The following is a 12,357-nucleotide window of genomic DNA, read 5'->3' as shown; positions in this document are numbered from 1 at the left end:
CAAGCTTATACAACTACTTGTTCTTGATTTAATGAACTCATTTTATGATTAATATCATTCATCCACTTGTTAAACTCTTCTGTATCCTGGGCTGTTTTATATCTGACAAGTGATTCAGCCCAGAGCCGTTTAATCAACTTCGCCGCTTCCCTTTTAGCTGAGTCCGGTTTCATAACCTTCATAAAGTATTCGACGATTTCATTTAACAAACATTGTCGTAACCGATCAGCCCTTACGGTTAAGGAAGGATCGGAGATAAATTCCAGATCATAAGCCAACACCAAATCTAAAATATTTCTGATTCCTTCTTTTTTTACTTTTGAGATTTCTAATGCTCCCAGGATAAAATCGTGTTCTTCTATATTTCGATTATTTTTTATTTGATTTTCCTGCGTTTCTTGGAATCTTTCTAAAATTTCATCATAGATGACAGGATTATGCGGTAAGGCTTCATGAAGCAAAAACGTATCTTCTTCCACCTTTTCTCCGAATTTCAGTAATAATTTAGTGCCCTGATTTCCACTATATTGATAGACTCTTTTCCCATCTGAGTTGACCAGCTGGAGCCACCCATAGATCACCCCAAGGATTAAAGCTCGGTCCGTGCGATTGGTTTCAAGCTCAGCCCGTTCTGGATTTAAGTCGGGCATATAGGCAGGAAGATGCCAATTTCGATCCAGGTGAGGCGTAATCGTACGATTTTCATCCTCATTAAGCTTGTTCACTAAGCGATGATAGGCCTCATAATACACTCCTGGCGGCTTGCCATTTTTTCCAGAAGAAAATTTGCTAAAGTCACTGACCGATAATCCATAATGGGCACGATAACAAACGATTTCATTCCGTTCAAACGCATTTTCAACAATTTGCTTATCATTAAATAACTCGTTCTTTTCCATCTCGCTGAGGAGATTAAAGCTTTCAGAATGGAGTCCCCAAAACTTCAAGCTTCGATAATGACTCGTGATGGGAACAAAAGGCTGTGCAAGCTCCTCGATCGCCTTAATCTTGCGATAAAGGTAATCGTCCACATCCTTTCCTAATCGGCCTGCTTCTATTTTTAATGCTTGAATTATGGTTAAATCCAATTGATCCTGATGCTTATTGGCCAATTCCTTCCGGCAGAACGCCACCACATTTTCTTTAAAAAACTCTTCTACCTTTGTTTCCTTATAAAATTCCTCTGAGCCGCGATTATTTTTCCGCTCGATGAAGCGGTTGTATAGACTTAAATAAATCTTTTGAGAGATGCTCTCCGGTAAGAACCCATTATCCACCGATTGGCGAATCCGCTCCCAGGTTTGTTCCAGCATTTCCTTATCTGCCAGAACGAAGGTTTTTGTCGGGTCACTGACGCCCTCGAACTTCCTGGCCAATTGATAAATCTCACCTGTGAGCGTTTCTTTTGTCTCCATTAAATTGTCAAAGAATCTTTGCCAATCCCCGATCATTTCCTTAATGGATTGATTGAGAGCTGAAAAGACTTGTTCTAGCAGCATCGAATATTTGTAACGGTTCAGCGTATTAAACTGATGCGTGGCCTTTTCCGTATATTCATTGATAAAATCTTTAAAGTTATTTCTAAACATACTAGAAAGGAACCCCTGCTTTAAGGCTTTATCAACGCGGCGGACTGCATCGTCTACGTCACCATCATTGCGGTCTAAATCATAGATGTCTTGATATCGATTCATCTGCTCCTTCAAGAGACGATTCTCTTCTCTTAAACTGGAAATCTTCTTGATTAGTTTATTGTGAATGCTATAAAGGATATAGCGTACCCCTACCGGATGGATGGGTGATTCCTCTTTCAGCAGCCACGTGTTTAAATGAAACCTACTTCCGTCCCCGCCATTAGGCGAATGATAATCAGAATCGATTACCTGGTAGGCAATGAAATGACTATTTTCATTGATTTTCTTGTTAATCTCTTTGGCATAGTCTTCCAAGGCTGCTTCCATCCGGTTTATTTCTTGTTTTGCTTGATCTTTTATTTTTAGTTTTCCTGCATCAAGCTTACAATGCTCTTCATAATCCTCTTTTAACTCTTCATCCTCTTTGATTACCCTTTTGGCATATTCCTCCACCTCATGCAAAAATAAATCTGCCTTCGAAGAGCCTTTTTTTCCTTTATCCTCGATTTGGTGAACTTGCATATCAAGCTGGCGGAAAAAGGGATTGGGTTTTTCTTGGTTATTTACAATCTGATCAAAGTATTTCACATAAAGCTCTCTGATCAGTGGCTTTTCATGATGGATTCCATTTCTTTCGTCATCTTCATGGCGCTTTTTTTCTTCATGAAAAAGCTGATCTAATCGAAGCCATGTGTCATTAAGTCCATTCACAGACCATTGTAATGCACAATAATCCAAAATATCTTCATACGGGTAGGTTAAGGAAGCGACACCAGACCCACAGTACCTAGCCTGCCCATTTGATTCTACTAAGCTTCTTATTTGATTATCTTCCTGTGAAAAGCTTTTTGCCGATATCGGGCTAAAGAGCTGCAGATACACGGTACGTGCCACCTGTTCCATATACTCGGAAACATTTGTCAAATGCTGCCCTTTCGTATTTTCGTAATCAAAAAGAAAGCAAAAATCATATGGAAGATGCTTATCGGTAATCGCATGTGCCGTCCTGCCCTCTAAATCAATCTGATTGGGGCGATACTCCAGTTCGATCGTCACATTTTGCTTATGATTGCCGGATGCACTTAAGGTAATGGCGTTCAGTTCTTTTAAACTGGCGTAGCCATTCCCTTGGACGGCTTCCCACTCATTTTGGTCCAGCGTATTACTTCTTACTAGAATATCAGGAAGTAAAAAAGCGCCGCGGATTAATACACTTTCCGACCCTAACTTCCGCTCCAGCATTTCCCGTAAATAGAGAGCAATTTGCAGGAAGATCCCGGAGCCGGTTCCTCCCACTAAGGAACTAATAATAATCACCCGGACATTATACGATCTTGAATCGCTATCCACTGGAAATATTCGTTCAATGCCGTCCCACAAAGCATTCAGTTTCCCTTCAGACATCGCTGAGCGAAAGGCGAGTCTTGAAACAGCCCGAACCTGGCCGGCTCCATCTGTCATCGTTTTCCGTTTGATTTGAGGATTATTCGGAAACCATTTTATGACTTCTTTATTCGCTTGCAGATATTCATTAACAGAATGGTTCGTGCTTGTTTGTGTCGCACAGTTTCGTAAATGATCCAATTGAGCAATGCTGCCGGCATCCGTATCAAACGCATGGATGGCCACTCTTCCTCGCTGCTCAGGGGGAATACGACCATATACCATATTGGCAATATTACTGCCTATACCGCCTAAACCGATTAAAATTGTTGGAACGTTAAAGCTCATGCTGGCTGCCCCCTCTTAGGAATTTTTAATGGGATTTAAATGTGTATACCAAATAGTTGTTACTTCTCTCAATTTGGATTTCATCGTTATGATAAATCGCTATGTCTGCCTTTTTACTTCTATCCAAAAGCTTTTCATGTCTCACAATCAAGTCAGCGTATTGGCTTTCTTTTACCAGCAGCACCCGGTCTTTCTTTCGATCCGCTTTAAATACTAAATCACTGATCCTCTTTTTTTCAGCTAGATAGGGTACCAGCCATCTTTGTACCCAGCTGGTATGGAAGTTCTCTGTCATCACCCGTGCCTCTCGCAGTTTTTCTCTTCTTCGGCTCTGCTTGTATTCTATGGAAATACGGTTTTTGTCAAACCTCGGTTTAATGATGATTCCAATCAAATACACAATTAGGGCCAGCAAGATTAAAATCCAAACGAGATCCTTGCCATATTTCTTAAAAAACGAGATATCTTCAATCCTCAGTGTAAAAGTGCCTTCGGCGACTTCATTAGGGTATTGGCCTTGCAGCGTCATATGCAGGGGAACTTCCCCCACGGAGGTTCGAAAAATAGGAGATAAACTCTTCGGATAAATGTAAATTTGATTTCCTTTTTGTTTCTTTTCAATCTTTATATGGCCCGGTGATTCTATTTTCAGTTGATTCATGATCTTCTTAAGCTCTTCGGCGGTGATTTCTTCTCCGTTAACCATTGGAGTGATCACAAGGGGGTGTGCCTGATTCAGTTTGTCTAACGATGCAGTCCAGGAATCGGTATTGGCGACTAAACTCAATTTACGAGTAGGAAGTACCTGCAGGCTCGTATTTTTTTCTTGTTGATAGAATCCCTTTATATTGACCTTTACGTTTACAGGAATTTTTTCATTGTTGGGTATTGTAAACTCCCCTATGAATTTATTAAGTTTACGATCATATTGAAGCGGAAGACTGTTTGGACCTATTTTCGCTTCCACTTCAAACAAACTTCCCACATCAATATCGCGGATATCAATTTCTTCATCGGAGCTGTCACTTTTCAACAATGTTGTTTCTACCCTCATTTTACTGCCTTTAAAGAACACGGAAGGATCCTTCGTCAGACTTCCATTGCTGTTGATTTTATGGAAACCGATTTTAAAATCAATTGCAGGTTCGGCTACTACCTCAATATTCTTCTGTTGTTCTTCAGTTAGGTTCTTATCAAAGACAATTTTGTAGGTGCCTTTTTCGATCACGCCATCACCATTCACGTTGTTAAAGTGTGTGAAGGTTCCCCGAATTGGTGGATTTAATTTTGCAGGGTCATCAGGGGTTTTCACTTTAAATGGCCCCTCTATCCCCTTTTCAATTCGTTGGTTGTTCATATAAAATTCCTTCATTTGAAAGGACGCATTTTCTTCCGCTGACTGTTCAAGGAGCGTAATTCTCCTTAACGGGAAAGGCGATTTTAGGACTAATTCATTCCCCTTCCAAACAGGATTCAAATCAAACTGCTCCTGTTCGTCTGGATCACGATTCGTCATGAGGGCAGCCACCTCATTTATCCGTTGAATAATATCCAGCTGCCCTTTGCTTTCTAAGACAAGTCCGCCTGAGCTTTCCTTCCATTGCCGTTTAAAATCAGCCATAATCGATAATTCTTCAGGGTTCAAATAGGTTTCAATGGGGATCAGGGTGGTGTGGATACTGGTTCCATTTTTCTCCACCTTCGCCTTCAAATCTTGTAAACTAGAGAAAAGTGCCTTCTTATCCGCATCAATTTGGGTGGCCGGAATAGATGGGTCAAGATGGTTCAATTCATTAAAAATTCCGTCCGTTAATACGATTAGCCAAAAATCTGAGTTTCTATTATTCTCTGCCGCTTTATTCAATTCATTTATGGCCGTATGTAAAGAAGCCAATGGAGTGTTTTTTTTTCCCTGCCATGCGCGAATTTGATCAATCTCGTGCTGCCGAAGTCTTTCATCTAATTCAATAGGATTCGCGACAGTTGGTGAACTCATAAATACCACCTTTAGCTGGTCCTGCTTCTCTAATAGAGCCGTGAAACTTTGAAGAGCATAATTCGCATATTTCCAATTATCAATGGGCTGTTTTCCACTTGTTCCAGATTGTTCCCACATACTACCCGAATCATCATATACAAGCGCAACAATCTTATTTTTGGGAATCCGCGGATCCATTTTCGCTTCAGCCTTAACAGTAAAGAAAGCAAAGGGATAAATTAACAGGATTAACGTCACAACCAGCTGTTTATACTTACCTTTCATTAATTGAACTCCCTTCAAGTAAACAAACACAGACGGTAAATTTACATTTTTTGATAGTTCATTTTATTTTATACAGGAAGTCCATTGGTTATGACCCATGCTTGTAATCTATAACTAATAAAAAAACCTCAACCCCTATGATAAATGGGCTGAGGGAAGGTTCTTTACTTTATTCGCTTACTATTTTGGATGTAGTTGAAAAGATTATTTGGATCGAATTTTTTCCGTTTCTTCTTTCAAATCTATTACCTTATTATTTCCATACGTTCAGAAACCAGTTGAACTTTTTGGCTTTTCCCCATGCATATTTGCCTGCATAGAGAAGCAAGTTGACAACCCTTGAAAAGAAGGAAGCGCCTCCATCCCAGGGGAGCCCTTTCCGATAGCGTACCCAATCGTGAACACGCCAGGGGGTTAATAGGTCAAATTTATACATGTCCCAGATTTTGCACTTCCTTTTTCTTGAACCAGCTGCATCAAGGATACCGTTCACCGCTCTTCGTGCTGCCTCATTGGCGGCTTCCATCGACGCTAGATCCCCGTATTCGTACGCACATAATCGGATGCCAGGAAGAGATTGGGAATACCAGTGAAAGCATAGGGTCTTAAGATCCACGCAAACACTTCGTTTATGAGCAATGGCTCACTATTGATCATGTTGCCAGAATCATCGAAATGGATGTCCGGATCCAAAAACCAAGAGTGAACATCCTCGTCCCTAAGCAGCACTTTTTCGTGATTTAAAGCTTTTTTCAGCTGTTCCCATACTTCATCTTTAATTTCTTCTTTGGTGCATTCGATTGCCTTTTTTCCTAACAGGATGCCTGGTTTGTACCATTCCGAAATATCAACCGAAATAATGCCCCTCACCTGACCATCCCCATACTGTTGGAGATCCTTCCCGTTCCAAAATTGTTTTTGTGAAATGGCCGTTATGGCCCATGGAGAATCCATAATGACACCAGAATTCCTTCAATCCTCGACAGTTCCCCAAGGTTTAGCCCTTTGCCTCCAACAGCCATAAGTGTTGTATGGTCGATCTCTTGAAAACCCAGCACATAGGCATTTATGGCAGTCCCCTCCCAATAAATGAATTCTTCTTTCATTTTATTGAGGATATCGCCAATGTAATCCTTGCATACCCTTATTGATTAGAATTAGAGGATTGCAGAATCGCCACCAAATTATTGACAAGTGCATTTATTATCTGCCCAAAAACAAAAAGTGACCCACTATGTTAAAGTTGATGGTCACTATTTGAATAATTTTATAGAAAACTCATTTATAGGATTTTGTACGTGAGGAAGGTGAAGTGGGGCTAATTTCCAATTAAGCAAGGCCATTCGTGTCCAAATATAATTTGTATTCTTTTTCAAGTTCACTCAATGTTAATTCATATAGTTGTTTGCTATTTTTTTTATAAATTCCAATTTTAATTAGCTTATTAATTAAATTTTGCTTTTTTAAATAAACAGCATTTCGAAGTAAATTTCCCATTTTTTAAACACCTCATTTTTAACTTTTTTGTCTTCTGGACAAATTTCATAGAATATCACTTTCTATTAGTTTTTTAATCTATGTATTTGATCCTTAACAACCTATTGGCCTTCTGTTTATTTTCTTGATTTGTCAAATTTTTTATCATGGAACTGATTAAAAATCAAATTAATAAGCCAAACAATACTAAGTGAAACCAAAATGTATGCGCTTAACCAAATTACAATCGCCATTTAATATTTCCTCCACTATAAAGCAAATATTTTTTACTCCTTTCCCTTTGACAGTTCAATTATAGGCAAGCAATCTTTTAAAAATTTGTCGTTTTATCTGGAATTAACAAGACTTAATTGAATTGTTAAATTTCTATAAAAAAAGAAAAACTTGTCATACTGTAGTAAATTTAAAATGATCTTAAAATGCAAAAAAAAACGGAGAAATAGTGGCTTCTCCGTTTTTTGCTTCAAATAATATGTTAATGTAATAGCGATAGTCAATTCATCCTGCTTTTTCCACTAAACAGTTTTTTTCCCATTGGCCATATTCTTCAATTGCAGTCCAGCTCAACCAGGACACTAGAATTCGTAATTCATTTGGACCAACATACCAGTATTCCCATCGTCTCTTTTCTGAATTTAAATAAATTCCTGTTTTGTTGACATTATACATGTGTGAACACCCCTAGTTTAATTTATAAAAATTTTCAGAATATTAACTATAAAACTAGTAATTCTCCAATTATCTAAAAACTCCTGCTAAATGGATATCATTAATTTATTTTCCTTTTTTTCAGATGATGGAAGATGCTTATTATCCATGCCCATTTACCTCTTTTGATTCATTGGATTTCCAATAATAATCTGCAAGTATCTCTGAAAATGCATCGATCGTATTATGAAGTTCACTCAAATTATTGTCAACACCACCAATTTCAAGCAACATAGCATGATTTGATATATCTTGATTGTAAACACCGTTACCATCCTTGTAAGTTTTAAGGAACACACCTCTACTAATACCAGGATACTTTTTTTCTAACTCTTTGTTTAAAACCTTGGCCAATTCTAGATTTTCCAGATAATTTTTGTTTTCTCGACCAATTACAAAATTGATCCTTGCATAGTTTTTATTATTAATAGTTTTAGTGGTAATTTGTTTTCGCAATGAATCACGGTGAATATCAATCAAATATTTTAATTGATTATTTTTGGCTGCTGCTTCTACAATCTCCCGGGATTCTGTATATGCTTTGGTTGATTCCCATCCTTTTTTCAGTAACTCTTGAGTCATATTTGTTTTGTCGTGCTCAACACCAATACCTTTACTCATTAAATTTTTGGCTAATCGATTCCCTAATCCAATGACATTTACTCTTTCATCAGAGCTTATGGCGTCGTCGGGTTTTTCAGCATCATTTAAAAGGGGAAGAAATGACTCCCAACTATGAGTTTGGTAAATAAATACTGTTTTATTTTTTGGGTCTGGAAGAGGTTTATTGTCATCGGTTGATTGACTCTCTTTTAATAGTTCTTCATGTGCTTTCCTCTCATTTAGTAAAACCTTATTTGGAGGGGATGATTCGGATGGTAGATTAGTTAAGTTGGTCCCTTCTCCTCCTACTACTATTTCTGTATCATAAACTCTTAATCCAGGGATTTCGTTCCCTAAAAGCGTTCTTGAATCAGTTGGCTTAATCGCTGTTGCAACCTGGAAAGCTAAATTTGACATTTTTGACATGGTAAATGCAGGGCTTTTCAATTTAGGGAAAAAGGTATGATTCTCTAATTTGAAAAATTGAACAAACAGTTTTTCTCCATTTACTATTCCAATAGAATTACTCATTTTTAGGGAGGAAATATTTATATTTAATACCACAACCAATGAAATCATGAAAAACATGACCAGAACAATTAAAACCGAGCGATAAATTAATTTTAGTGAAAATATTATTTTTGGATTCATCGGAAATACCTCCTTATCTTATGTATATGAATTAATAAGGAGTTAAAGAGGAGAAATATAGTTTTTTGATTTTACAAAAAAGTTACTAGTATTACAGTGGCAGAAGAAACTATAGATGCATTACCTTTAGTAGTTTGGATCATATCCTAATTCATTGAACCTTTTCTCAATCTCATATGCATATATAAGTTCGTAAAATTCTATTAAAGAACGTTTACTTAAATACTTATTATCTAAATCGAAGACGTCAGGTATTTCTCCATACAACTTAACCTTAACCCTGCCATTATCTATCCACCACTTTACAACCATTGTTCCTGTAGTTCCTTTATTCATCCACTTAACTTCATAAGATTGCATTTATTATCCACTCCACTGTTTCAGTTCTACCTACGAACTTCTAAATGAAAAAAGAAGGCCAGCACCCTTAATAAAAGGAAAGCTGGCTTTGATATGGTAGGAGGTATAGTTTACTTTATCATAGCTTTTTTACATATTAGTTACACAAATAGAACAATTTGCTAAAATTCCTTTATTGTTGTTCAGTAATCCCTGTTGATAACTGACGTTTTCCTTCATTAATTACATATATCATTCCGATTCAGAATAAGTCTCCGCTGTTGTGTCCCTGCATTCCCAGCATTCCGAACGATTTCTTTCCAGAATGCATAACTCCTCTCCGCATGAAATGCAAATATCCATTAGAAATCCCCCTTTCCGTGTTTTCTCTTAAAATATCGCCAACCCTTGTGTGCGAATCAGGTTGTTACATAATATTCTGAAAAATGAAGCATGCTTATGTTAATTGTGTTACAAATTTATTCGAAGTGCTGTATCAAGAAAATTATCAGTGGGTATTAATTGCTCAAAAAAAAAATGGACCTCCACTTTTTGGAGGTCCTTTTATTACTAATGTTTTCAGGTAAAATATTCTTCCCCTTTATATGAATAAGCTATTTCTTCTTATGACTGAATAAAGAACACATCCGGATTGTTTCCGTTATCGCTTTTCCGATTATCACTCCACGCATGATATAATGTTGTTCCAGGTCCGGCAATGATCTGATTATAGTCACCCATATAACATGGTCCGACCCCCGAATCAAAGTTAGTAGGAGCGGTATCCGGTACCATGGAGGCCGGGTTCGCAGTACTTAACATGGTTTCAGCACTAACTGTATCGTTTACAGGATCATAGGTGCGTTTAAATAAGGCAAATCTTAGAGGATCTACGAAACGGGTGTATTGAACATGGGCACCAAGGGCATTCACTGCCACCGAAGGGAAAAATTCATTGAAACTTGAATTGGCAATATTTCTCACATTCCAAGACGCACCTCCGTCAGTGCTAAATGCAAGTCTAACGTCATAGCTAGTAGTCTCAAAGCTGTTCCAGACCACATATAAGGTATTATTCGGATTCGAATTCGGACCCGGACCCACTGCAGCTTGAGGAAACTCATTCATTCGAATCTGCTTTGTTGGGGTAATCACAATTGCAGACAGATTACAATTATTACAATTACACATTGTGTTTATTATTTTGACAGGGGAAATGGGATCTCCTGTTGGGATCGGATTAAAGAAAGTTACCCCACCGTCTTGTGATTTGACCACACGAATTGCTGCATCCAAATTCGTTTGACCGAAAGTAAAATCTTCATAGAAAATATACAAGTTGCCATCGTTGTCTACAAGTGGGTAGGAACCCTGCATCCCAATAACAGGATTTCCATTTATAAGCACGTCCTTACTGTCAATCAAGGGCTGAGGGCTGCATCCAGTAGTCCATTTGGAGAAACGTAGTTTAGAATTACCATTTACATCAAAATCTGTCCAAGTTACATATAATGACTGTTGGCCAGGTCTGCTGGGATCCAGCCCGACGGTAATCCATGGTTTGTCTTCAAAGTTATTAGGGGACGGACCTACTCCAGCTACAAATGGGTTTCGAACCTCTATTAATCTGGTTAGCGGGTTAACATTTGCTGTGTTGATTTGAATAATTCCTTGGAGAGGATTGAAACTCGTGACTCCTAAATGTGCATAGTAGAATACCCCTTGGGCATCTACCGCGATAACGGGATCTCCTTGGTTTGAGAAACCAGGATTTTGAGGCATATCGCCGCAGTCACTCCAAGTGCTTCCAGCGTCACTGGAGAAGGCAAAGCCAGATGTATTGCCATCAATTTGATCTCGGTTCGTGTCATTAAATCCGAATAAAATAAAGGGACCGAAAGCTGCCAGGCTGGTTTCACTCTGAGTAATATTATTATCCGGTACTCCAACATCTTGTGCTGGATTGTTTACCTGCCTTTCACCTGGTGTACCAGTTCCTATATTGCCATTACCACAAGTGAGTACTATCGGCGGGCATGGAGTTGTGGTCGTAGTAGATGTTGTGGTAGATGTTGTAGTTGTAGTTGTAGTTGTGGTTGTCGTTGTGGTAGTTGTTGTAGTAGTCGTTGTTGTCGTCGTTGTGGTTGTTGTGGTAATCGTTGTTGTCGTCGTTGTGGTTGTTGTGGTTGTTGTGGTTGTTGTGGTTGTGGTTGTTGTGGTAGTAGTTGTTGTTGTTGTGGTTGTTGTTGTGGTTGTTGTTGTTGTTGTGGTTGTTGTTGTTGTTGTTGTTGTTGTTGTTGTTGTTGTCGTCGTTGTGGTTGTTGTTGTTGTTGTCGTTGTCGTCGTTGTGGTTGTTGTGGTACTAGAAGTCGATGTTGATGTACTAGTTGACGTTGAAAGAAATTCAAGTATATTTTCAAATTTAAACTGGAGTAACATTTCTTTTTTGATAATTGTTTGCAGCATTTTTTCCACTTCACTGTTAGCTTCTAATAAATCAGCTAAAGTTCTAGCTTGAATTTGTGTATTTACTGGTTCAAGCGTACCAATAGCTCCTTGAAGCTTTTCTGCTTCTGTATTTATTAAATGGGCCAACCCAAGTTCTTCAAATGCGATGCTTACAAGCAGCAAAAGGGCTACTTGTTCAGAATCTAAACCCTCAATGGGATTTATACCCTCAGGAGGGGTATTAGGAAAAGACATTTAAGTTCTCACTCCTTATATATTTCTGATTTATTATGATACGTTATTCGAGGGTTGTCTTTTTTGTTTAGGTGTTTCACCTGATTGAAATAGCAAACAAATATATGTAGTTATTCCAATGTCCCTAGGGATTTTATGGATTGAGCGAAACGTCAAAAAAACGCCTTCAAAAATGAAAGCGTTTTTCTCAAAATCCGAAAATTTTTTTTTGACTCATTTTAGCCATCC

Annotated in this window: 10 protein-coding genes; all 10 read right to left on the bottom strand. The window is 38.2% G+C overall.

Annotation, left to right across the window (positions count from 1 at the left end):
- Positions 1–5: 5 nt before the first annotated feature.
- The 10 genes from PH210_RS05430 to PH210_RS05385 all read right to left on the bottom strand — a co-directional run bounded on the left by PH210_RS05430 (position 6) and on the right by PH210_RS05385 (position 12,129).
- Positions 6–3,365 carry a tubulin-like doman-containing protein gene (locus tag PH210_RS05430; RefSeq protein WP_289983655.1) on the bottom strand — a complete coding sequence of 1,120 codons (3,360 nt, stop codon included), beginning with the start codon at positions 3,363–3,365 and terminating at the stop codon, positions 6–8.
- 25 nt (positions 3,366–3,390) lie between these two features.
- The gene (locus tag PH210_RS05425; RefSeq protein ID WP_289983653.1) at positions 3,391–5,628 is read right to left on the bottom strand and encodes a vWA domain-containing protein; all 2,238 of its coding nucleotides are present in this window, start codon (positions 5,626–5,628) and stop codon (positions 3,391–3,393) included.
- Between the two features lie 253 nt (positions 5,629–5,881).
- Complete coding sequence (locus PH210_RS05420; protein ID WP_289983651.1) at positions 5,882–6,154, bottom strand: hypothetical protein; 273 nt, start codon at positions 6,152–6,154, stop codon at positions 5,882–5,884.
- Between the two features lie 5 nt (positions 6,155–6,159).
- The gene (locus PH210_RS05415) at positions 6,160–6,582 is read right to left on the bottom strand and encodes an NAD(P)/FAD-dependent oxidoreductase (RefSeq protein WP_289983649.1); all 423 of its coding nucleotides are present in this window, start codon (positions 6,580–6,582) and stop codon (positions 6,160–6,162) included.
- Positions 6,561–6,734 carry a hypothetical protein gene (locus PH210_RS05410; RefSeq protein ID WP_289983646.1) on the bottom strand — a complete coding sequence of 58 codons (174 nt, stop codon included), beginning with the start codon at positions 6,732–6,734 and terminating at the stop codon, positions 6,561–6,563. Before PH210_RS05410 ends, PH210_RS05415 begins: the two co-directional genes overlap by 22 nt.
- 223 nt (positions 6,735–6,957) lie before the next feature.
- On the bottom strand, positions 6,958–7,125 hold the full coding sequence (locus PH210_RS05405) for a Fur-regulated basic protein FbpA (protein WP_289983644.1): 168 nt from the start codon (positions 7,123–7,125) through the stop codon (positions 6,958–6,960).
- A gap of 498 nt (positions 7,126–7,623) precedes the next feature.
- Positions 7,624–7,794 (bottom strand): hypothetical protein, encoded by a 171-nt coding sequence (locus PH210_RS05400; protein WP_289983642.1) that lies wholly within the window; start codon positions 7,792–7,794, stop codon positions 7,624–7,626.
- 141 nt (positions 7,795–7,935) lie between these two features.
- Positions 7,936–9,087, bottom strand: a complete 1,152-nt coding sequence (spoIIP, locus tag PH210_RS05395) for a stage II sporulation protein P (protein ID WP_289983640.1) — start codon at positions 9,085–9,087, stop codon at positions 7,936–7,938.
- A gap of 126 nt (positions 9,088–9,213) precedes the next feature.
- Entirely contained in the window at positions 9,214–9,447 is a 234-nt protein-coding gene (locus tag PH210_RS05390) for a hypothetical protein (RefSeq protein WP_289983639.1), read from the bottom strand.
- A 603-nt stretch (positions 9,448–10,050) separates the two neighbouring features.
- Positions 10,051–12,129, bottom strand: coding sequence for an alpha-helical endospore appendage domain-containing protein (locus PH210_RS05385; RefSeq protein WP_289983638.1), 2,079 nt, complete (start codon positions 12,127–12,129; stop codon positions 10,051–10,053).
- Between the last annotated feature and the right edge of the window lie 228 nt (positions 12,130–12,357).

Origin of the sequence: Paenibacillus sp. BSR1-1, from assembly GCF_030403775.1 — a bacterium.
GTDB lineage: Bacteria > Bacillota > Bacilli > Bacillales > Cytobacillaceae > Neobacillus.
Note: the sequence above shows the minus strand (reverse complement) of the source record. Positions and strands in the feature narration are given on the sequence as shown.

Coding starts and splice junctions, on each gene's coding strand:
- PH210_RS05430 (WP_289983655.1), bottom strand. CDS start 3,365: ATGAGCTTTAACGTTCCAACAATTTTAATCGGTTTAGGCGGTATAGGC.
- PH210_RS05425 (WP_289983653.1), bottom strand. CDS start 5,628: ATGAAAGGTAAGTATAAACAGCTGGTTGTGACGTTAATCCTGTTAATT.
- PH210_RS05420 (WP_289983651.1), bottom strand. CDS start 6,154: ATGGAAGCCGCCAATGAGGCAGCACGAAGAGCGGTGAACGGTATCCTT.
- PH210_RS05415 (WP_289983649.1), bottom strand. CDS start 6,582: ATGGATTCTCCATGGGCCATAACGGCCATTTCACAAAAACAATTTTGG.
- PH210_RS05410 (WP_289983646.1), bottom strand. CDS start 6,734: ATGAAAGAAGAATTCATTTATTGGGAGGGGACTGCCATAAATGCCTAT.
- PH210_RS05405 (WP_289983644.1), bottom strand. CDS start 7,125: ATGGGAAATTTACTTCGAAATGCTGTTTATTTAAAAAAGCAAAATTTA.
- PH210_RS05400 (WP_289983642.1), bottom strand. CDS start 7,794: ATGTATAATGTCAACAAAACAGGAATTTATTTAAATTCAGAAAAGAGA.
- spoIIP (WP_289983640.1), bottom strand. CDS start 9,087: ATGAATCCAAAAATAATATTTTCACTAAAATTAATTTATCGCTCGGTT.
- PH210_RS05390 (WP_289983639.1), bottom strand. CDS start 9,447: ATGCAATCTTATGAAGTTAAGTGGATGAATAAAGGAACTACAGGAACA.
- PH210_RS05385 (WP_289983638.1), bottom strand. CDS start 12,129: ATGTCTTTTCCTAATACCCCTCCTGAGGGTATAAATCCCATTGAGGGT.